This window comes from Pantoea coffeiphila, from assembly GCF_016909495.1.
In the GTDB taxonomy this organism is placed as follows: Bacteria; Pseudomonadota; Gammaproteobacteria; order Enterobacterales; family Enterobacteriaceae; genus Erwinia; species Erwinia coffeiphila.
The window spans coordinates 344,685-364,768 of the sequence record NZ_JAFBFW010000005.1 but is presented as its reverse complement, the minus strand read 5'-3'; the positions used below and the strand labels follow the sequence as shown (position 1 = coordinate 364,768).

Below are 20,084 nucleotides of genomic sequence, written 5' to 3'. Positions count from 1 at the left end.
TTACAGGCGGATCTGGCTGTCCGCATCAAACAGCTGCACTCTGGTCACATCCAGCGCGATACCGATGGTGTCCCCGGCCTGTGCGCCCGAGCGCAGCGTGCTGTAAATCATCACCGGAATGCCGTGCAGCGTACCGTGAATCAGTTCGGACAGACCGGTCGGCTCCACCAGCGACACCTGTAGCGGCAGCACGCCCTCGTCGGCCAGATCGCACAGCGTAATATTTTCCGGGCGAATACCGTAAATCACCTCTTTACCTGCCGCGATGCCATCGCGTTCTCCCAGCGGCAGCACCAGTCGGTTATTAACTTCCACGCACGCGCCGCGATCGCCTCGTTGCACCCGCCCGTTAATAAAGTTCATCGGCGGGGAACCGATAAAGCTGGCGACAAATTTATTCGCCGGCGTGTCGTACAGCTCCAGCGGCGTTCCCACCTGCTGAATCACCCCGTGATTCAGCACCACGATGCGATCGGCCAGCGTCATCGCCTCCACCTGATCGTGGGTGACGTAAACGATGGTATTACTCAGCTGCTGATGCAGTTTTTTTATCTCCACCCGCATCTGGCCGCGAAGCTGGGCATCAAGGTTAGAGAGCGGCTCATCAAACAGAAACACCTGCGGCTGGCGCACAATCGCCCGTCCCATCGCCACGCGCTGGCGCTGGCCGCCGGACAGCTCTTTTGGCCGTCGATCCAGCAGGTGCGTCAGGCTGAGGATCTCTGCCGCGCGCTGCACTGCCGCATCAATTTCCGCCTTCGGGCGCTTTTGCACTTCCAGGCTGAAGCCCATGTTGCGCGCCACGGTCAGGTGCGGATAGAGCGCATAGCTCTGAAATACCATAGAGATATCGCGATCCTTTGGCGCAACCTGATTCATCAGGCGGCTGCCGATGCGGATATCCCCGCTGCTGGCCAGCTCCAGTCCGGCGATAGTGCGCAACAGGGTGGATTTACCGCAGCCCGACGGCCCTACCAGCACCACAAACTCGCCGTCGGCGATGGTCAGATCGATATTGCGCAGCACCTCAACGTTGCCGTAGCGCTTCTGGATTTGAGACAGAGAAATTTGAGCCATAACGATTATCCTTTTACCGCGCCAGCCGTCAGCCCCTGGATCAGGTAGCGCTGAATGAAGGCGAAAAACAGACAGGCGGGGATCAGCGCCAGCACCGCGGCGGCCATCATATCTCCCCAGGAAACGGCGAATTTAGACACGAAGCTCAGCAGCCCGACCGGGAAGGTCATCACTTCGTTTTTATTAATCAGCATCAGCGAGAAGAGCAGTTCGCTCCAGGCTGCGGTAAAGACAAACCCCAGCGTAGCGGCCATCCCCGGCAGGGTCAGCGGCATCAGCACACGATACAGCGCCTGGAAGCGGGTGCAGCCTTCCAGCATCGCGGACTCTTCCAGATCTTTCGGGATCGCATCAAAAAACGACTGCATCAGAAACGTGGCAAACGGCACGTTGAACGCGCTGTAAACCAGGATCAACCCCAGCAGGCTATTGGTCAGCCCCAGCGGCGCCATCACCTTATAAATCGGTGCCAGGATCATCACCAGTGGGAACATCTGGGTAAACAGCAGCGCCGCAGCCATCACCGTTTTGCCGCGAAAGCCAAAGCGGGAAAACGCATAGCCCGCCGCAGCCGCTACCACCGTGGACAGCGCGGCGGTACCGAACGAAACAATCAGACTGTTGGTGAAGAAGGTCGGGAAGTCACTCTCCACCAGCACCCGGCGGAAGTGGTCGAGGGTCAGCGACGCCGGCCACAGCCGGACGCCCTCGCTGAACAGCAGCGCGTCCGGGGTCAGCGAAATTTTGATCACCCAGTACAGCGGGAACAGCGCAAATAACAGATAACACAGGATACCGGCACGATGGCCAATCAAACGTAGCAGAGCACTCATCGTCGCCTCCTTATTTCAACAGACGCTGGCGAATGCGCAGCAGCACCAGCGCGTAGCAGGTCATCAGCACCAGCAGGAATACCGCCATCGCCGAGGCATAGCCGAAGTCCAGCTTGCGGTAGGCGGTGGTAAAGATGTAGCTGGAGAGGATCGAGGTGGAACCTGCGGGGCCGCCGTCGGTCATCACCACGATCAGATCGGCAAAGTTGGCGATCCAGATGGTTCGCAGCATGACGGTAATCGCGATCATCGGAGCCAGGAACGGCAGCGTAACGCGCTTAAACTGCTGCCAGCTGCTGCCAGCCGCTGGCACCGTCCATCGACGCGGCTTCATAGAGATCCTTCGGGATAGACTGCAAGGCAGCAAGCAGGGTGATGGCAAAAAAAGGAATGCCAAACCAGACGTTGGCGATCACCGGTCCGTACAGCGCCAGCTGCGGATCGGAGAGGATATTGTACGGCTCGCTGAGCACGTGCAGATCCACCAGCCAGTGCGGCAAAATACCGATTACCGGGTTAAGCAGCCACGACCAGGTCAGGCCGGATAAAAATGCCGGTACCGCCCACGGCAGAAACACCAGCGCCTGCGCCCAGCGCCGCAGAGGGAACTCGCGGTTCAGCAGCAGCGCCAGCCCCAGGCCCAGCGCGAACTGCAGCGCCAGCGAGGTCAGCGTCCAGTTCACGGTATGGCCCAGCGCCTTAAAGAAGCGCCGATCGTCAAACATCTGACGGAAGTTATCCAGGCCAACCCAGCCGCTGTCCATCGGATTCAGCAGCTGAATATTCTGGAAGGCGTAGGAAATGCCGATCATCATCGGCACAAAAATAAATAGCCCGATCAGCACCAGCGTCGGGGTGAGATAAAGCCATGGTTCGGCCAGCATGCGCAGGCGAGCAAAGCGCGGGGCGCTGGCGACGCGGCCAGCGGGGGTATCAAGCATCATAGGGCGTCTCCGTAAAGGCTCCCGCCTGAGCGGGAGTCACTGTTATTGCGTGGCCAGCCAGGCCTTCTGCTCTTTCGTCAGGTATTTCGCCCAGTCCTTGACCATGGATTCCGTATCGTTCTGATCCAGCAGGGTTTCCTGCGAGCTTTCCTTCACAATCACTGAGTTAAAGTAGCCCCACCCTTTCAGATGCGTCGGCATGGTCAGCGGCACATAGTTCGGGCTGTTCAGCTCGGCAAACCAGCCGGCAAACTGCGGTGAGTGGTAGTAAGGATCGTTTTCCGCCCCCTTGTAGATCGGCAGCGTACCGACGAACTTCGACCAGGTGAGGTTGTTTGACTCGCTGCTGAGGAACTGAATCAGCTGCCAGGATTGATCCTTCTGCTTCGCCTGTTTGAACACCGACCAGCCTGTGTAGCCAATGGTCGGGAAGGCTTTGCCCGACGGGCCAACCGGCATCGGTGCTACGGCAAAGTCCTCGGCAGGCATGCTATTTTTGATGGCGATCAGCGCATCCGGGTCCTGATCGAGCATCGCGCATTTACCGGAATAGAAGCCGGAAACGATCTCGTTAAAGCCCCAGTTCACGCTGTCCTTCGGTGCGCCGCCGCTCTGGTACATATCTACCAGCAGCTGCGCCCCCTTCAGCGCTCCGGGCTGGGTCAGCGTGCTGTTACCCTGCTTATCGAAGAAGTCCGGCGAGCCGTTCATCGCCGCCATAAACATCATCCAGGCGTTGGTGCCGCCCACACCGCCGCGCATGCAGTAGCCGCTGATGCCGTTGCCCAGTGCGCTTATTTTCTTCGCATCGGCCACAAACTCATCCATGGTTTTCGGCGCTTCGCTCAGGCCCGCCTGCTGGAACAGTTTCTTGTTCCAGAACATCGCGCGCAGATAGAAGCCGTAAGGGATCATCGTCGCTTTACCGTTGGCGGCACGCGCCATCGCCAGCGCCTTGTCGGTCAGCTGCGGCGTGGCAGGCCAGCTTTTCAGCTGCGGCTCCAGGTCTTCCAGCATGTTGTTGCTGGCATACAGCCCCTGCCAGGTATCCGGCATCTCCACTACGTCCGGCACCTGGCCGCTTTGCAGCATGGTGCCCAGCTTTTCAAACGCCTGGCCCCACGGCAGCGAGATCACCTCGATTTCCGTTCCCGGATGCTGTTTCTTGTAATCCGTCAGCATCTCCTGCAAAACGGCGGTCCTTGCCGGGCTGGTGATCACCTCTACCAGCGTCAGTTTGGTGGCGGCCTGGCTTAAGACCGCAGCACCCATTCCCAGGGCGGCGACCACGCACTGGCATAACAAAGCGCGCATAGGATGTTGCATGATGATGACCTCTGGTTAGATGAAATGTCCCGCCGGGCGGGGTTTAGCGTGCGGCGGCAATCGCCTGCTGCAAGTCGAGCCACAACTCTTCCGTCTCTTCCAGACCGATAGAGACGCGCACCACGCGGGGCGATACGCCAAAATCGCGAGCGGAATTAAACTCTCCTGCCTGGTTGAGCACCGAAATCGCCGGCATCACCAGGCTTTCAAAACCGCCCCAGCTCACGCCCATATGGAACAGGCCAAGCGCATTACAGAAGCGGGGAATATCCACCGACTCATCCAGTTCGAAGGCAAACAGCCCGCTGTAGCCGCTGAGGGCGGAGGAAGGCAGCGGTTCAAGACCGGGGTGATAAACGCGGGTGACCTGCGGGTGCGCCAGCAGCTGCCGGGCAATGCTCAATGCGCTCTCCTGATGCTGACGCATACGCAGCGGCAGCGTACGCAGGCCGCGGATCAGCAGCCAGGCTTCGTTGGCCGACAGCTTGCCGCCGAGGAACGGGCTGACCCCGCTGGTGATAGCGGCAATGCGCTCGCGGCTGGCAATCACCAGCCCGGCAACCACATCGCTGTGGCCGCTGATATATTTCGAGGCGGAATGCACCACGATATCGATGCCCAGCGTCAGCGGTTTTTGATACAGCGGAGACGCCCAGCTGTTGTCGATAATGGTGGTGACGCCCATCGACTGCGCCAGTTCGGCCAGCGAACGCAGGTCCTGCTCGCCCATCACCCAGCTGCTCGGGCTTTCCAGATACAGCAGTTTCGCGCCGGACAGCGCCGCTTTAACCGACTCGAGCGACTCACCGTCGACAAATTCGCTGCGAATACGGAAGCGCTGGCAGAAGCCGCGCAGAAAACGATAGGTATCCGGGTAGACGTGATTGATACACACCACTTTGTCACCGGGCGATACCACGCTGAGAATGGCGTTGCTGATCGCCGCCATGCCGCTGCTGAATGCCAGGCAGGCTTCCCCCTGCTCCAGCTTCGCCACCTTTTCCTGCAGCTCTTTCACCGTCGGGTTATCCACGCGGGAATAGAGCGGCTGGTCGCTGTCGCCACGGAAGCGGGCAATCATGCTGTCGTAGTCGCTGAAGCTGAACAGCGAGGACTGGTAAATCGGCGGCGATACGGCTCCTTTATCATGACGGGCATCGTGGGTTAACTGGGTCTGGTCACTACGCTTTTCTGGCTGCATGGATCACGTCCTTCATGTCACGTTCGGTTATGTCGAGAATCAGATGGCTGACGCGCTTTGCCTCATCGGCATCGCGCTGCTGTATGGCCTCAAACAGCGTGCGATGCAGCGGGAAAGAGTCACTGAACAGCGCCTGTTCGGGCGGGGATTCAAAGAAGGCGTGCAGGGTGTCGTACAGCCCCACCACCATATGCAGTAACAGCGGGTTGTGCGCCGCCTGATAAATACTGGAGTGAAATAGCCAGTCCTCCGCCCCGGCGGAACCGACGGCCAGGTGTACGCGCTCCATCTCCAGCAGCCGCTGTTCAATCAGCCGCAGGTCATTTTCCGTGGCGCGTATCGCCGCCAGTGAGCAGGATTCGGCCTCGATAATTCGGCGGACCTCCAGCGCGTGCAGCATGTTTTGTGAGTCGTTTTTGAAGCGCAGCGACAGAAAACTGTCATTGCTGGTGACTTCGGCCTGCAGAAAGGTGCCGCTGCCCTTGCGCCGCACGATAATGCCCAGCGTTTCCCAGCGTTTCAGCGCTTCGCGCACCGTGTTGCGGCTAACGGCAAGCTGCTCCGCCAGCACCCGCTCCGGCGGCAGGCGCTCGCCGATCTGCATGCCTGACTGCGCCACATAGCGCGTCAGCGCATCGAGCACCAGCACATCGCTGTGCTGTACGGCTATCGGTGCCAGTGCGGCGGGAACTAATGACATGCTGCCTCCTGAAATTGGTCCAACAACTCAACCTGTCAGAAGTACTGCAAATTTGATGCCAAAGAATTAACGTATTGATTCACGGCGTTTAATTTTAAAAATAAGAAAAAGCTCTGAGTAAAGAGGGTGCAAAATTTATCTTGATGGCGCAGGAAGTGAACGACAGTAGGGCAGGCTCTTATTTATCTGACAGCTTAACATTTGTTCTAATAACACTCTGCGGATCAAAAATCATAAAACCATCCAATATAAAAAATTTATAAAAACCATTGACTGACAAATTCGTCATGTTATTTGATACTTTCGGAAAGATAATAATTTATTTGACACCAGCTAAGATGATAATAAAACAGAAAAAAACACATAAATAATTAAATTACTATTTCATAATAAAATCTAAGCACGCAGAATAACGCCCGATATTTTCAGCACAATTGAAAATATAAAACACACAAAAAACGAAGCAATAAACAATGAATGGAAGCAATTAAAACATCATGATGAAAAATAAAAAAACACATTTAAAAGCTAAAACAACACCATTATATTTAGCGATAGGCATGATATGTTTGCAGGCCATCCCTGCTCACGCAGCGGTTATTTCAGATCTCAATCAAGGTAATATTCCTACCATTAAAGCCAACTCAAATGGTTCCATTACCGTAAACATTAATTCAGCCTCCAATGGTGGAATATCCCACAACAAATTTACTCAATTTGATGTTACTCAAAGCGGAGTGGTACTGAATAACAGTGCAAAAACGTCTGCCACCACGGTAGCAGGGAATGTTTCTGGAAATAAAAACATGGCCAATGGTTCGGCGTCTTTAATTATTAATGAGGTAACTCAAAATCGTGCAAGTCAGTTAAAAGGATTGGTTGAGGTTGCCGGGGAAAAAGCAAATGTCATTATTTCTAACCCCGCCGGTATTACTTGTGATGGTTGCGGTTTTGTTAATACTAAGAGCGCAACGCTAACGACGGGAAAACCCATCGTTGAAAACAGCAATCTTACCGGTGTTAACGTCAGTAATGGTACAATTACAGTTACCGGTAGAGGTATGAACGATAAAGCAGATTTTACAACTCTTCTGGCCAGAACGGTAAAAATCAATGCTGACCTTAAAGCAAGCGACCTGCAGATCAATACCGGTGTAAATGAAAACGTCCCGTTTGAGAACGGTAAACTCGTTAATACAGGCACATCTGGTGTTAACACGATGCTTCCAGAGGTTGGCGTTGATGTTTCTCGCCTCGGAGGGATGTATGCAAATAAGATCACTCTAATATCCGGAGGACAGGATGTTGGCGTCAATAATAAAGGGCTGATTTCTGCAAATACTGAGCTTCACATTAACAGTAATGGTGCTATCAGCAATAGTGGAACGATAAAAACCAATAGCGGTAATATGCAGCTGATCGCGAAAGATATCAACAATAATGCTGGTTCAATATCATCCTCAACAGGCGATATCACTTTGCTCGCAGAAAATAGTATCAATAACGAGAAGGGGCGCATTGTCAACCAAGGATTACTTCTTACAAATAGCATTAATCTAAATAATAACTCAGGATTATTCTATGGAAATGAAGTCAGCATTGTCGCAGACAACATTCAAAATAAATACAGTGATAACTATCAAGCTCATGATGACGACAATGAATTTATGGGCCAGGGAGGAATACAAGGTAAGTCGGATGTTAACCTTAATGCAAACTCAACATTAAACTCTTTAAACAGCATTATTACATCTGAGACAGGAACAATATCCCTTGCATCAAACGATCGTCTCAGCCTTGATAACTCCGTTCTTTATGCGGTTGAAAAAGACGTTATCCTTAATGCGGATATGTTTGGTCTCGATAGCAATAATCTGGGACTAACTGAAACCCTCATTAAAGGAAAAGATATCATAATCAATGTAAAAAAAGCCGGAACCTTCACTAAAAACACCAAAATCGATGCCGATAACGATATTGTCTTCAATAAATCAGCAAGATATTACCCCGGTTACATCACGAACAATGGAACTATGAATGCCGCAAACGAAATCAGTATCAATAACATGCATTTCATAGAGAATTACGGCGTTATCTCCGCCGGGAAAAGCATTGATTTTAATGCTGACTTATTGGATAACCATAACGTTATAAATAGTGCGGGAAACATCAACCTGTCAATGTCTGAGCAAATTTTCAATTATAAAAATGCAAGTATTCTAAGCGGACAAAAAACAACCTTACGCGCACCGCAAATTGCGAATATTGGAAATGTGATTGCCTACGGTGGTTTAAATATTTCCAGCAACGAATATTATAATAAAGGCTATACTTACGGTAAAGTTACCCAAACGCCTTATGAGTAACACAAGTTCATGGCGCAGCACTGAAGGATAATTTAGTCCGAAGGTATCGTCATTAGCGGTGGCTAACTCATGACAGAGGGGAATGTTTTTCAACATTCCCCTCTGTTTTTTAGTAAAACGATCTTAGCTACCGTGGCCGATTACCGCAGTAATCAGAATCAGCCGTTAATCTGCGCGTGCATTTCCTGCACCGAGATAACCTGGTCGATCGCGCTGGCGTTTAGCGAGTTGGTGGTGGCGAAAGCACCGTTCAGCGTGGTGTCGTAGTGCACTTTATACTGCAGCGCACTGCGGCGGATCAGCTTGGAGTCTTCAATCGCCTGACGCCCTGCGGTGGTGTTGACGATGTACACGTACTCACCGTTCTTCACGCGGTCCTGAATGTGCGGACGGCCTTCATGCACCTTGTTGACGCGACGCACTTCGATACCGGCAGCCTTCAGCACCGCTGCGGTGCCGTCGGTGGCATCCAGCTCAAAGCCGAAGCCCAGCAGACGACGCGCCAGCTCAACGATACGTTTCTTATCGCCTTCACGAACCGACAGCAGCGCACGGCCGCTCTTCTTCATGTTGCTCTGCGCGCCCAGCATCGCTTTGCTGAAGGCTTCAGCGAAGGTGCGGCCTACGCCCATCACTTCACCGGTAGAACGCATTTCCGGGCCAAGGATAGGGTCCACGCCCTGGAACTTGTTGAACGGCAGCACCACTTCTTTCACCGAGAAGTACGGCGGGATAATTTCTTCGGTCACGCCCTGCTCAGCCAGCGTTTTACCGGCCATCACGCGCGCGGCCACTTTCGCCAGCGGCACGCTGGTGGCTTTGGAGACGAACGGCACGGTACGAGCGGCACGTGGGTTCACCTCAATCAGGTAAACTTCGTTATCCTTCACCGCAAACTGCACGTTCATCAGACCGCGTACGCCCAGCTCGAAGGCCAGTTTCTCAACCTGCTGACGCATCACATCCTGAATTTCCTTGCTCAGCGTGTAGGCCGGCAGGGAGCAGGCGGAGTCACCGGAGTGAACGCCAGCCTGTTCGATATGTTCCATAATGCCGCCAATCAGCACCTGCTCACCGTCGCAGATCGCATCCACGTCGACTTCTACCGCGTCATCCAGGAAGCGGTCCAGCAGCACCGGTGCATCGTTAGAAACGGACACCGCCGTGGTGAAGTAGCGCTTCAGGTCGATTTCGTCGTAAACGATTTCCATCGCCCGGCCGCCCAGTACGTAGGAAGGACGCACAACCAGCGGATAGCCGATGGTGGCCGCTTTCTCTACCGCCATTTCGATGGTGGTCACAGTGGCGTTAGCTGGCTGTTTCAGCGCCAGGCGGTCAACCGCCTGCTGGAAACGCTCACGGTCTTCAGCACGGTCAATCGCATCCGGGCTGGTACCGATAACCGGCACGCCTGCCGCTTCCAGCGCACGCGCCAGCTTCAGCGGAGTCTGGCCGCCGTACTGCACGATAACGCCTTTCGGCTTCTCGATGCGCACGATTTCCAGCACGTCTTCCAGCGTTACCGGCTCGAAGTACAGACGATCTGAGGTGTCGTAGTCGGTGGAGACGGTTTCCGGGTTACAGTTCACCATGATGGTTTCGAAACCGTCTTCGCGCAGCGCCAGCGAGGCGTGAACGCAGCAGTAGTCGAATTCGATACCCTGGCCGATACGGTTTGGACCGCCGCCCAGCACCATGATTTTGTCGCGATCCTGGTTCGGGTTCGCTTCGCACTCTTCTTCATAGGTGGAGTACATGTAGGCGGTGTCGGTCGAGAATTCGGCCGCACAGGTATCCACACGTTTGTACACCGGGTGCAGGTTGTGCTGCTCGCGCAGTTTACGAATTTCTGATTCGGTCACACCGGCAACCGCTGCCAGGCGCGCATCGGCAAAGCCTTTACGCTTCAGGGTGCGCAGGAAGTCGTAGGTCAGGCCGTTCAGACCGACTTTCGCTACCTGCTGCTCCAGCTGAACCAGCTCTTCAATCTGCACCAGGAACCAGCGATCCACGTTGGTCAGCGCGAAGACATCTTCCACGGTCATTCCGGCGCGGAAGGCGTCGGCGATGTACCAGATACGGTCTGAACCGGCATCTTTCAGCTCGCGACGAATGATGGTCATCGCTTCGGCATCGTTAAGGTCAACTTTCGGGTCGAAGCCGTTCGCGCCCACTTCCAGACCGCGCAGTGCTTTCTGCATGGATTCCTGCAGCGTGCGGCCAATCGCCATCACTTCACCCACGGATTTCATCTGGGTGGTCAGACGGTCGTTAGCACCGGCAAATTTCTCGAAGTTGAAGCGTGGGATCTTGGTCACCACGTAGTCGATGGACGGTTCGAACGATGCCGGGGTCAGGCCGCCGGTAATATCGTTGGTCAGCTCATCGAGGGTGAAGCCCACCGCCAGCTTGGCGGCGATTTTAGCAATCGGGAAGCCGGTTGCTTTCGATGCCAGCGCGGAAGAGCGTGATACGCGCGGGTTCATTTCGATAACGATCAGGCGGCCGTTTTCCGGGTTAACGGAGAACTGCACGTTGGAGCCACCGGTTTCCACGCCGATTTCACGCAGTACCGCCAGCGAGGCGTTACGCATGATCTGGTACTCTTTGTCGGTCAGCGTCTGTGCTGGCGCAACGGTAATCGAGTCACCGGTGTGGATGCCCATGGCATCGAAGTTTTCAATTGAGCAGACGATGATGCAGTTGTCGTTTTTATCACGCACCACTTCCATCTCGTACTCTTTCCAGCCAATCAGCGACTCATCAATCAGCAGCTCGTTGGTTGGCGACAGATCCAGACCGCGTTCGCAGATCTCTTCGAACTCTTCGCGGTTGTAGGCGATACCGCCGCCGGTGCCGCCCATGGTGAAGGAAGGGCGAATGATGCACGGGAAGCCCACGTCGGCGGCAACCGCCAGCGCTTCTTCCATATTGTGTGCGATACCGGAACGCGCGGTGTCCAGGCCGATGCTTTTCATCGCCACGTCGAAGCGGCGACGATCTTCGGCTTTATCAATCGCATCAGCGGTAGCACCAATCATGGTCACACCGAACTCTTCGAGCACGCCACGGCGCTCCAGCTCCAGCGCGCAGTTTAGCGCGGTCTGGCCGCCCATGGTTGGCAGCACGGCATCCGGGCGCTCTTTTTCGATGATTTTACGCACCACTTCCCAGTTAATCGGCTCGATGTAGGTCGCATCGGCCATATCCGGGTCGGTCATAATGGTCGCCGGGTTAGAGTTCACCAGGATAACGCGGTAGCCCTCTTCACGCAGTGCCTTACACGCCTGCGCACCGGAATAGTCAAACTCACAGGCCTGACCGATAACGATAGGACCTGCGCCAATGATCAGGATACTTTTTATGTCTGTACGTTTTGGCATTGCTCTCTCTCCTGACCTTATTTCGCGCTGGAACGGTAAGCTTCAATCAGTTCGATAAAGTGATCGAACAGGGGGGCTGCATCGTGCGGGCCCGGGCTGGCTTCAGGGTGACCCTGGAAGCTGAAAGCCGCTTTATCCGTGCGGTGAATACCCTGGACCGTGTGGTCAAACAGTGAGGTATGCGTCACGCGCAGATTCGCAGGCAGGTTGCTGTCATCAACGGCAAAGCCGTGGTTCTGGGCGGTAATCATCACGGTGTTCTTATCGTGATCTTTCACCGGGTGGTTGCCGCCGTGGTGGCCAAGTTTCATCTTCACGGTTTTTGCACCGCTGGCCAGCGCCAGCAGCTGGTGACCGAGGCAGATGCCGAATACCGGGATGTCGGTCTCCAGAAAACGCTTAATCGCGCTGATGGCGTAGTCGCACGGCTCCGGGTCACCAGGGCCATTGGAGAGGAAAATACCGTCCGGGTTCAGCTTTAATACGTCTTCAGCCGGAGTCTGTGCAGGTACCACGGTCAGGCGGCAGCCGCGATCCACCAGCATACGTAGAATATTGCGCTTCACGCCGTAATCGTAGGCCACTACGTGGAACGGCAGTTCACCTTCCGCTTTCGCCGCAGGCAGGTCGCCTTCCAGCGTCCAGCTACCCTGCAGCCAGCTGTAGGCTTCCGGTGTGGTCACTTCTTTCGCCAGGTCCATGCCTTTCAGGCCAGGGAAGGCTTTCGCTTTTTCCAGCGCCACAGCAGCGTCCAGTGCATCTCCGGCAATAATGCAGCCGTTCTGCGCCCCTTTTTCGCGCAGCAGACGAGTCAGCTTACGCGTATCGATATCGGCAATAGCGACAATGTTGTTGCGGACCAGATAGTCGGTCAGCCCTTCTTCATTGCGATAGTTGCTGGCAATCAGCGGTAAGTCACGGATCACCAGACCCTGTGCATGTACCTGAGTAGATTCTGCGTCAGCTGAGTTGGTGCCGACATTGCCGATATGGGGATAAGTAAGAGTAACGATTTGGCGGGAATAGGAAGGATCAGTGAGGATTTCTTGATAACCGGTCATTGAAGTGTTGAAAACAACTTCTCCCACTGCCGATCCGGTTGCCCCGATGGCCCGACCGTGGAATTGGGTTCCGTCTTCCAGAACCAAGAGCGCTGACTTAATCAAAACATCCTCCAGGGAATAAACAGTCACAATATCTGCATATTAATTCAGAAATAGAGCCGAATCAATGCAAAAACTGCCTGACTGCTCAGTTTTTGGCAAATTGCGCGCATTCTAATGATCGCCCTCGCGAATGTCTACCCTGCGAGGCACTTTTTCTTCACTTTTTAACTCACTGGTTGGTTTATAAGAAGATTAACGCTGAAAACATCACATATCCTGGCAATAAAATCGGTTGCCTGCCAGTGAATGCATAAAAATGGATGCGGGGACGTAAAAAAGTGGACCAAATGGTCAAAAATCTTATAAAAAGGAGGATGAATGATAGTTAAAGTTAACTTTATAAGACTTACAGGCTGTAAATTACAAAAAAATGTCATTTTTAAAAAATAAAAAGGGCAATAAAATTATTGCCCGCCCAATCATAAACTTATGATTGAAATAACCACATCACGATGGTTTACAACACTTACAAATCATCAAGATTAAGCACACTTCTCATGTCAAAAAGACCTGATTTATGCGCACCCAACCATAATCCTGCCTTAACCGCGCCATTAGCAAAGGTCATGCGGCTGGAAGCCTTGTGGGTAATCTCTACGCGCTCGCCGATATCTGCAAACATCGCGGTATGCTCACCGACGATATCGCCTGCACGGACGGTGGCAAAACCGATGGTCTGCGCCTTACGTTCCCCGGTGATCCCTTCACGGGCATAAACCGCGTGCTCATTCAGATCCCAGTCCATGGCATCGGCAATCGCCTCACCCATTGCCAGCGCCGTGCCGGAAGGAGCATCGACTTTATGGCGGTGATGCGCCTCAACAATTTCGATATCCGCGTACTCACCCATGACTTTGGCCGCTTTTTCCAGCAGCTTGAGCACCAAATTCACACCGACGCTGAAGTTGGCGGCAAACACGATACCGATATCTTCCGCAGCGGCTTTGATTGCGGCTTTTCCGGCGTCATCAAAGCCGGTAGTACCAATCACCATCGCTTTTTTATGCTGGCGGCAAAATTCCAGATAGTTCAGCGTCGCTTCCGGGCGGGTGAAGTCGATCAATACGTCGAAGTCGTTGACCACCGCATCCAGGCTGTCGCTGATCTTCACGCCCTGTATGCCACAACCCGCCAGTTCACCGGCATCGCTGCCCACGAGGGAAGATCCGGCACGCACCACGGCGGCCCCCAGACGTGCACCTTCAGCCTGAACAGCAGCCTGAATCAGCTGACGCCCCATACGCCCTGCGGCTCCCACAACGGCGATACGGATTTCTGCGTTACTCATAATTATTCATTCCTGACAGATTTCTATGCATGCAAAGCGCATACAGATTAACCACGCGTTAACCTCTGCGCCACAATTAAAACCACATAATTAGAATTTTACGCCAGCTGGCGCAGATTATCAGTAAAACAGATTTATGGCGGATCGGGGAGAGGCTGTCGCTGATGGATTTGGGTTGGGGGACAGACTGGCTTATGCCGAAATGGGTATTGATGTCGCTATGCTTTGGCTTGGGGGGACAGCCTGGCTTATGCCGAAATGGGTATTGATGTCGCTGATGACTTTGGCTTGGGGGAACAGCCTCTGCGGCTTCCGGGCGGTCCTCGCGCCGCGTTGCGGTGCCTTCGGCTACGGCATCCGGCCTGTCGGACCGGTGAAGATGGTGCATCCCTGCACCAACTTCACCTGACACCAACATCCTTGTTGGCGTCTCCTGGCCTGCTGCCTTCGCCTCAGCGCTGCGGAATGCCCTGTAGCCGCAGAGGCTGTCTCCCCTTTTATCAATGGCGTCGCGGTTCAAAAGCAATGTCAGATAAAGCCACCTGGCATATTCAGCAATCGTGTCACGGTTTCAAAAACAACATCAGATAAAGCCGCCAGACATATTCATCAATCATGCCGAGGGTTAAGCAATAACGTCAGATAAAGGGGCCAGATACAGAGGTGTTTTCAACAGACAACACGGAAAGTGAGGCGAGGACCGGTGGGCTTCGGCAAGGCAATCCGCAGCACGAAACGGAAAGAGGCCGTTTTCAACAGGCAACACGGAAAGTGAGGCGAGGACGGGTGGGCTTTGGCAGGGCAATCCGCAGCGCGGAACGGAGAGAGGAAGGCTGGACTCGCCAACAGGACGTTGGCGAGAGGTGAAGCTGGCGCAGGGACGCGCCATCTTCACCGGTCCAAAAGGCTGACGAACGCAGTGAGGGAACCGGGCAAAGCCCGGCGCGAGGACCGCCAGGCCAAAGCCCACCTGTCCTCGCTGCCAACCGTACGACAACCATCAATACACATCAGTTATCTATTCGCCTGCCGTTTGAGCAACAGCCAGCGAAACAGGCCGGTTAATCGACCTGACGAACCTCAACGCGCAGCTCTTTCGGCACTTCAAACACGATATTCTCTTCGCGACCAATCAGCTCAATGGCATCCACACCGCCAAGCTGATTCAGCCGCTGGATCACCGCCTGCACCAGCACATCAGGAGCCGAAGCACCAGCAGTCACACCGACACAGCGCGCGCCTTTGATCCACTCTTCCTGAATATCGTCGGCAGAATCGATCAGCCGCGCCAGCTTACCGGCGCGCTGCGCCAGTTCGGCCAGACGGTTGGAGTTTGAAGAGTTTTTCGAACCCACCACCAGCACCACGTCCGCATCCTTCGACAGCGTACGCACCGCTTCCTGACGGTTGGTCGTCGCGTAACAGATATCGTCTTTGCGCGGACCCACAATTTTTGGGAAACGCGCACGCAGGGCATCGATCACTTCATAAGTGTCGTCCACCGACAGCGTGGTCTGAGTCATAAAGCACAGGTTGTCTTCATCCTTCACCTGCAGCTTCCACACATCAGCGGGCGCTTCCACCAGGTACATGCCCCCTTTCGGGTTATTGTACTGGCCCATGGTGCCCTCGACCTCCGGGTGACCGGCGTGGCCAATCAGGATCGCCTCGGTGCCCTTACGACTGGCACGCGCAACTTCCATATGGACTTTGGTCACCAGCGGACAGGTGGCATCGAACAGCATGGTGAGATCGCGCGCTTTCGCTTCTGCACGCACCGCCTGGGAAACGCCGTGGGCGGAGAAAATCAGAATGCAGCCATCCGGCACTTCGCTGATTTCCTCAATAAAAATCGCCCCGCGTTCACGCAGGCTGTTAACCACGTAGCGGTTGTGCACCACTTCATGACGCACGTAAATCGGTGCGCCGTACATCTCCAGCGCACGCTCGACAATGCTGATAGCGCGATCAACGCCCGCACAAAAACCGCGTGGGTTAGCCAACAGGATCTGCATTCGCCGCCTCCAGTACCGGATTAATCTCCAGTACTTCTACGTCAAAATGAATGGTCTGCCCGGCCAGCGGATGGTTGAAATCAACGGTGATGGAATCACCGGAAATCTCACGAATCACACCGGGCATTTCGTTACCGTCCATGCCGGAGAACAGCATAATTGCGCCAACCTCCGGTTCACCTGCCTGCATAAAATCACGGCGCGAGAAGTACTGGATCAGGTCCGGGCTGATGCCGCCAAAAGCGTCTTCAGACTCCAGCGCAAAGGCATGTTTGTCACCTACCTTCAGTCCAATCAGCTGGTTTTCCAGCCCCTCGGACAGGCTGCCGTCACCCAGACAAAACAGCGCTGGCTTACCGTTATTGCGCGTGGACTCTGCGGTCGATCCATCCGCCAGTTTTAAGGTGAAATGCACCAGCAGTGAGCTGTCGCGCTGTACAGAATCGATCATGCCCTACCCTTTATTCTTAGCCTGTTTACCGGCCGGGCTGATAAACCCTTCCAGTACGACCAGCGCGGCACCTATACAGATAGCGCAGTCGGCGATATTAAACGTGGCAAAGTGCCAGTCTCCAACGTAAAAATCGATGAAGTCCACCACGAAGCCATGATATGACCGGTCGAACAGGTTGCCTAATGCGCCACCCACAATCAGCGCATAGGCGATGTTATTCAGTTTATTGCTCGCCGGGCTGCGGTACATCATCACCAGCAGCACTACAACAATAGCGATGGCAATGCCGGCGAAGAACCAGCGCTGCCAGCCACCTTTATCGGCGAGGAAGCTAAACGCCGCGCCGTAGTTGTGAGCATAAAAGAAGTTAAAAAATGGCATCACCGGCATCGACTCGTGCAGCATCAGCGTATTCATAATCCACTGTTTACTGGCGAAATCGATGCCAATCACCACCAGCACCAGCCACAGCCAGCGCAATCCGGTAGAAAGAACGGGGCGGCTCATTATGCAAACTTACGCAGTTCGCCGCTGCCCGCGACGTTGGTGGCACAGCGGCCGCAAACGTCTGCATGCGCAGCGTTCTGACCGATATCGGTGGTGTAATGCCAGCAGCGCGGGCACTTTTCACCGTCTGCTTTACGCAGAGCGATCTTCAGGCCTTTGATGATTTCGCTCTGCTGCGCGTCGTCGCCAGCCTGAGCGTAATCCGCCACCTGAGCACCGGAGGTCAGCAGCACAAAGCGCAGCTCTTCACCCAGGCTGTTCAGCTTCGCGGCCAGCTCAGCATCGGCATACAGCGTCACGCTGGCTTCCAGAGAGCCACCGATCAGTTTGTCTGCACGCGCCTGCTCAAGCACCTTGTTCACTTCGCTACGCACTTTCAGCAGATCCGCCCAGTAGGCGTCGTTCATGGACTCATCCGCCGCCAGGCCGAACAGGCCATCGAACCACTCTTCGGTAAACACGTACTGGCTGCGTTTGCCCGGCAGGTAGCCCCAGATTTCATCGGCGGTAAACGACATGATCGGTGCCATCCAGCGCACCAGCGCCTCGGCGATGTACCACAGCGCGGTCTGGCAGCTGCGGCGCGCCAGGCCATCGGCCTTCGCGGTGTACTGACGGTCTTTGATGATGTCGAGGTAGAAGGAACCCATTTCCACCGAGCAGAACTGCATCAGGCGCTGAACCACTTCGTGGAAGTCGTAGGCTTCGTAAGAGGCAACGATATCGTTCTGTGCTGCCAGCGCACGGCCCACTGCCCAGCGATCGACAACAACCATATCTTCCGGTTTCACCAAATCGGTTTCCGGATTAAAGCCCGCCAGGTTAGCCAGCAGGAAGCGCGCGGTGTTACGAATGCGGCGATAGCTGTCGGCTGAGCGCTTAAGGATTTCGTCGGATACGGCGATTTCACCGGAGTAGTCGGTAGAAGCCACCCACAGACGCAGAATATCCGCGCCCAGTTTGTTCATCACGTCCTGCGGCGAAACGGTGTTGCCCAGCGATTTGGACATCTTGCGGCCCTGACCGTCAACGGTGAAACCGTGGGTCAGTACCTGACGATAAGGCGCTTTGCCCTTCATCGCCGTTGAAATCATCAGTGAAGACATAAACCAGCCGCGATGCTGGTCAGAACCTTCCAGATACATATCCGGTGCATGGCCGCCGAACTCAGGACGCGCATCCACAACGGAGTAGCTGGTGGAGCCGGAGTCAAACCATACGTCCAGCGTATCCGGTACTTTCACATAGTTGTCGGCGTCATCACCCATCAGGTCACGCGGGTCAAGATCCCACCACGCCTGGATACCTTCTTCCTCTACGCGCAGCGCGACTTTTTCCATCAGCGCCAGGCTGTCCGGATGCAGCTGCTCGGTGTCTTTATGCACGAACAGCGCCATCGGCACGCCCCAGGTACGCTGGCGTGAGATGCACCAGTCAGGACGGTTCGCCACCATCGCTTCGATACGCGCCTGGCCCCAATCCGGGATCCACTGCACGCCTTTGATCTCTTTCAGCGACTGCGCACGCAGGCCTTTCTGGTCCATGCTGATAAACCACTGCGGGGTAGCACGGAAGATGATCGGCGTTTTGTGACGCCAGCAGTGCGGATAGCTGTGGTGCAGTTTTTCAACATGCAGCAGTGCGCCCTTCTCTTTCAGCAGCTCAACGATCATATCGTTGGCTTTAAAGACGTTTACACCGTCCAGCGTTGGATAAGTACCCGGCAGATAGCTGCCGTCCGGACCAACCGGGTTTGCGGTTTCCAGACCGTATTTCTGACCGATGACATAGTCATCCGGGCCGTGGCCCGGTGCGGTATGGACAGCACCGGTACCGGCTTCCAGCGTTACGTGTTCACCCAGCACAACTTTCGACTGGATCTGCTCAAGGAACGGATGCTGGAACAGCTGAAGCTCCAGCGCCTCACCCTTGCATTCGCCCAGCACGGTCCACTCGGCCACGCCCGCGCGTTTCATCACGCTTTCTACCAGCTCTTTTGCCAGGATCAGGCTACGGCCTTCGATCTGCACCAGCTGGTACTCGAATTCCGGATGCAGGGAGATACCGCGGTTGGCCGGCATGGTCCACGGGGTGGTGGTCCAGATAACCAGCGAAACCGGGCCTTCTGAAGCGGCAACGCCAAACTTCGCGCGCACGGCATCGGCATCCAGCGCGTTAAACATCACGTCAATGGATGGAGAAGTTTTGTCGTAATACTCCACTTCGGCTTCCGCCAGCGCAGAGCGGCAGTCCAGGCACCAGTGCACCGGCTTAGCGCCTTTGTGCAGGTGGCCGTTACCGATGATTTTACCCAGCGCGCGGATGATGTTGGCTTCGGTTTTGAAGTTCATCGTCAGGTACGGGCGATCCCAGTCACCCAACACGCCCAGGCGGATGAAGTCGGCTTTCTGTCCTTCAACCTGCTCGGCAGCGTATTTACGGCAGGCAGCACGGAACTCGGCCGGGGTCACTTTCTCGCCCGGCTTGCCGATCATCTGCTCAACTTTGTGCTCGATAGGCAAACCGTGGCAGTCCCAGCCCGGTACGTACGGCGAATCGTATCCCGCCATGCCTTTCGACTTAACGATAATATCTTTCAGAATCTTGTTTACTGAGTGACCAATATGAATGCTGCCGTTCGCATAAGGAGGGCCATCATGAAGGATAAAGGTTTTTTTCCCTTTTTTGGCTTCGCGGATGATGCCGTACAGTTTGTCATCATACCAACGTTGCAGCATTCCCGGTTCGCGTTTGGCCAGATCGCCACGCATCGGGAACCCCGTTTCCGGCAAATTCAGGGTTGATTTATAGTCACTCATCAGAT

15 protein-coding genes are annotated in these 20,084 nt (G+C 54.8%); 1 reads left to right on the top strand and 14 read right to left on the bottom strand.

Annotated elements, in window-relative coordinates:
* The 7 genes from JOE09_RS17935 to JOE09_RS17910 are packed head-to-tail and all read right to left on the bottom strand — an operon-like array spanning position 1 to position 6,081.
* A complete protein-coding gene (locus tag JOE09_RS17935) occupies positions 1-1,077 on the bottom strand; it encodes an ABC transporter ATP-binding protein (RefSeq protein ID WP_205066696.1) in 1,077 nt (358 codons plus the stop codon).
* A gap of 5 nt (positions 1,078-1,082) precedes the next feature.
* On the bottom strand, positions 1,083-1,910 hold the full coding sequence (locus JOE09_RS17930) for a carbohydrate ABC transporter permease (RefSeq protein ID WP_205066695.1): 828 nt from the start codon (positions 1,908-1,910) through the stop codon (positions 1,083-1,085).
* Positions 1,911-1,920: 10 nt separating this feature from the next.
* A complete protein-coding gene (locus tag JOE09_RS26330; protein ID WP_275584434.1) occupies positions 1,921-2,244 on the bottom strand; it encodes a carbohydrate ABC transporter permease in 324 nt (107 codons plus the stop codon).
* Positions 2,189-2,854: a carbohydrate ABC transporter permease gene (locus JOE09_RS26325; protein WP_275584433.1), complete on the bottom strand. Its 666-nt coding sequence runs from the start codon at positions 2,852-2,854 to the stop codon at positions 2,189-2,191. Before JOE09_RS26325 ends, JOE09_RS26330 begins: the two co-directional genes overlap by 56 nt.
* Before the next feature lie 42 nt (positions 2,855-2,896).
* Positions 2,897-4,180: an ABC transporter substrate-binding protein gene (locus JOE09_RS17920; RefSeq protein ID WP_239553159.1), complete on the bottom strand. Its 1,284-nt coding sequence runs from the start codon at positions 4,178-4,180 to the stop codon at positions 2,897-2,899.
* 43 nt (positions 4,181-4,223) lie between these two features.
* Complete coding sequence (locus JOE09_RS17915) at positions 4,224-5,381, bottom strand: PLP-dependent transferase (protein ID WP_200545149.1); 1,158 nt, start codon at positions 5,379-5,381, stop codon at positions 4,224-4,226.
* Entirely contained in the window at positions 5,362-6,081 is a 720-nt protein-coding gene (locus tag JOE09_RS17910; RefSeq protein WP_205066694.1) for a FadR/GntR family transcriptional regulator, read from the bottom strand. Before JOE09_RS17910 ends, JOE09_RS17915 begins: the two co-directional genes overlap by 20 nt.
* Before the next feature lie 497 nt (positions 6,082-6,578).
* Here JOE09_RS17910 and JOE09_RS17905 point away from each other — a divergent pair, with 497 nt between their 5' ends.
* A complete protein-coding gene (locus tag JOE09_RS17905) occupies positions 6,579-8,447 on the top strand; it encodes a filamentous hemagglutinin N-terminal domain-containing protein (protein ID WP_205066693.1) in 1,869 nt (622 codons plus the stop codon).
* Positions 8,448-8,605: 158 nt separating this feature from the next.
* Here JOE09_RS17905 and carB read toward each other — a convergent pair whose 3' ends face one another.
* From carB to ileS, 7 genes are all read right to left on the bottom strand, one after another.
* Positions 8,606-11,830: a carbamoyl-phosphate synthase large subunit gene (carB, locus tag JOE09_RS17900; RefSeq protein ID WP_205066692.1), complete on the bottom strand. Its 3,225-nt coding sequence runs from the start codon at positions 11,828-11,830 to the stop codon at positions 8,606-8,608.
* 17 nt (positions 11,831-11,847) lie between these two features.
* Positions 11,848-12,996, bottom strand: a complete 1,149-nt coding sequence (carA, locus tag JOE09_RS17895; protein WP_234471977.1) for a glutamine-hydrolyzing carbamoyl-phosphate synthase small subunit — start codon at positions 12,994-12,996, stop codon at positions 11,848-11,850.
* Positions 12,997-13,462: 466 nt separating this feature from the next.
* Positions 13,463-14,284, bottom strand: coding sequence for a 4-hydroxy-tetrahydrodipicolinate reductase (dapB, locus tag JOE09_RS17890; protein WP_205066691.1), 822 nt, complete (start codon positions 14,282-14,284; stop codon positions 13,463-13,465).
* A 1,061-nt stretch (positions 14,285-15,345) separates the two neighbouring features.
* Positions 15,346-16,299 (bottom strand): 4-hydroxy-3-methylbut-2-enyl diphosphate reductase, encoded by a 954-nt coding sequence (ispH, locus tag JOE09_RS17885; RefSeq protein ID WP_205066690.1) that lies wholly within the window; start codon positions 16,297-16,299, stop codon positions 15,346-15,348.
* Positions 16,280-16,750: an FKBP-type peptidyl-prolyl cis-trans isomerase gene (gene fkpB, locus JOE09_RS17880; RefSeq protein WP_105594769.1), complete on the bottom strand. Its 471-nt coding sequence runs from the start codon at positions 16,748-16,750 to the stop codon at positions 16,280-16,282. Before fkpB ends, ispH begins: the two co-directional genes overlap by 20 nt.
* A 3-nt stretch (positions 16,751-16,753) precedes the next feature.
* Entirely contained in the window at positions 16,754-17,260 is a 507-nt protein-coding gene (lspA, locus tag JOE09_RS17875; protein WP_200545140.1) for a signal peptidase II, read from the bottom strand.
* Entirely contained in the window at positions 17,260-20,079 is a 2,820-nt protein-coding gene (ileS, locus tag JOE09_RS17870; RefSeq protein ID WP_205066689.1) for an isoleucine--tRNA ligase, read from the bottom strand. The genes lspA and ileS overlap by 1 nt, the downstream gene beginning before the upstream one ends.
* Positions 20,080-20,084: the final 5 nt, after the last annotated feature.

Excerpts from the sequence above, each read along its gene's own strand:
- JOE09_RS17935 (WP_205066696.1), bottom strand. The coding sequence starts at position 1,077 with ATGGCTCAAATTTCTCTGTCTCAAATCCAGAAGCGCTACGGCAACGTT.
- JOE09_RS17930 (WP_205066695.1), bottom strand. The coding sequence starts at position 1,910 with ATGAGTGCTCTGCTACGTTTGATTGGCCATCGTGCCGGTATCCTGTGT.
- JOE09_RS26330 (WP_275584434.1), bottom strand. The coding sequence starts at position 2,244 with ATGAAGCCGCGTCGATGGACGGTGCCAGCGGCTGGCAGCAGCTGGCAG.
- JOE09_RS26325 (WP_275584433.1), bottom strand. The coding sequence starts at position 2,854 with ATGATGCTTGATACCCCCGCTGGCCGCGTCGCCAGCGCCCCGCGCTTT.
- JOE09_RS17920 (WP_239553159.1), bottom strand. The coding sequence starts at position 4,180 with ATGCAACATCCTATGCGCGCTTTGTTATGCCAGTGCGTGGTCGCCGCC.
- JOE09_RS17915 (WP_200545149.1), bottom strand. The coding sequence starts at position 5,381 with ATGCAGCCAGAAAAGCGTAGTGACCAGACCCAGTTAACCCACGATGCC.
- JOE09_RS17910 (WP_205066694.1), bottom strand. The coding sequence starts at position 6,081 with ATGTCATTAGTTCCCGCCGCACTGGCACCGATAGCCGTACAGCACAGC.
- JOE09_RS17905 (WP_205066693.1), top strand. The coding sequence starts at position 6,579 with ATGATGAAAAATAAAAAAACACATTTAAAAGCTAAAACAACACCATTA.
- carB (WP_205066692.1), bottom strand. The coding sequence starts at position 11,830 with ATGCCAAAACGTACAGACATAAAAAGTATCCTGATCATTGGCGCAGGT.
- dapB (WP_205066691.1), bottom strand. The coding sequence starts at position 14,284 with ATGAGTAACGCAGAAATCCGTATCGCCGTTGTGGGAGCCGCAGGGCGT.
- ispH (WP_205066690.1), bottom strand. The coding sequence starts at position 16,299 with ATGCAGATCCTGTTGGCTAACCCACGCGGTTTTTGTGCGGGCGTTGAT.
- fkpB (WP_105594769.1), bottom strand. The coding sequence starts at position 16,750 with ATGATCGATTCTGTACAGCGCGACAGCTCACTGCTGGTGCATTTCACC.
- lspA (WP_200545140.1), bottom strand. The coding sequence starts at position 17,260 with ATGAGCCGCCCCGTTCTTTCTACCGGATTGCGCTGGCTGTGGCTGGTG.
- ileS (WP_205066689.1), bottom strand. The coding sequence starts at position 20,079 with ATGAGTGACTATAAATCAACCCTGAATTTGCCGGAAACGGGGTTCCCG.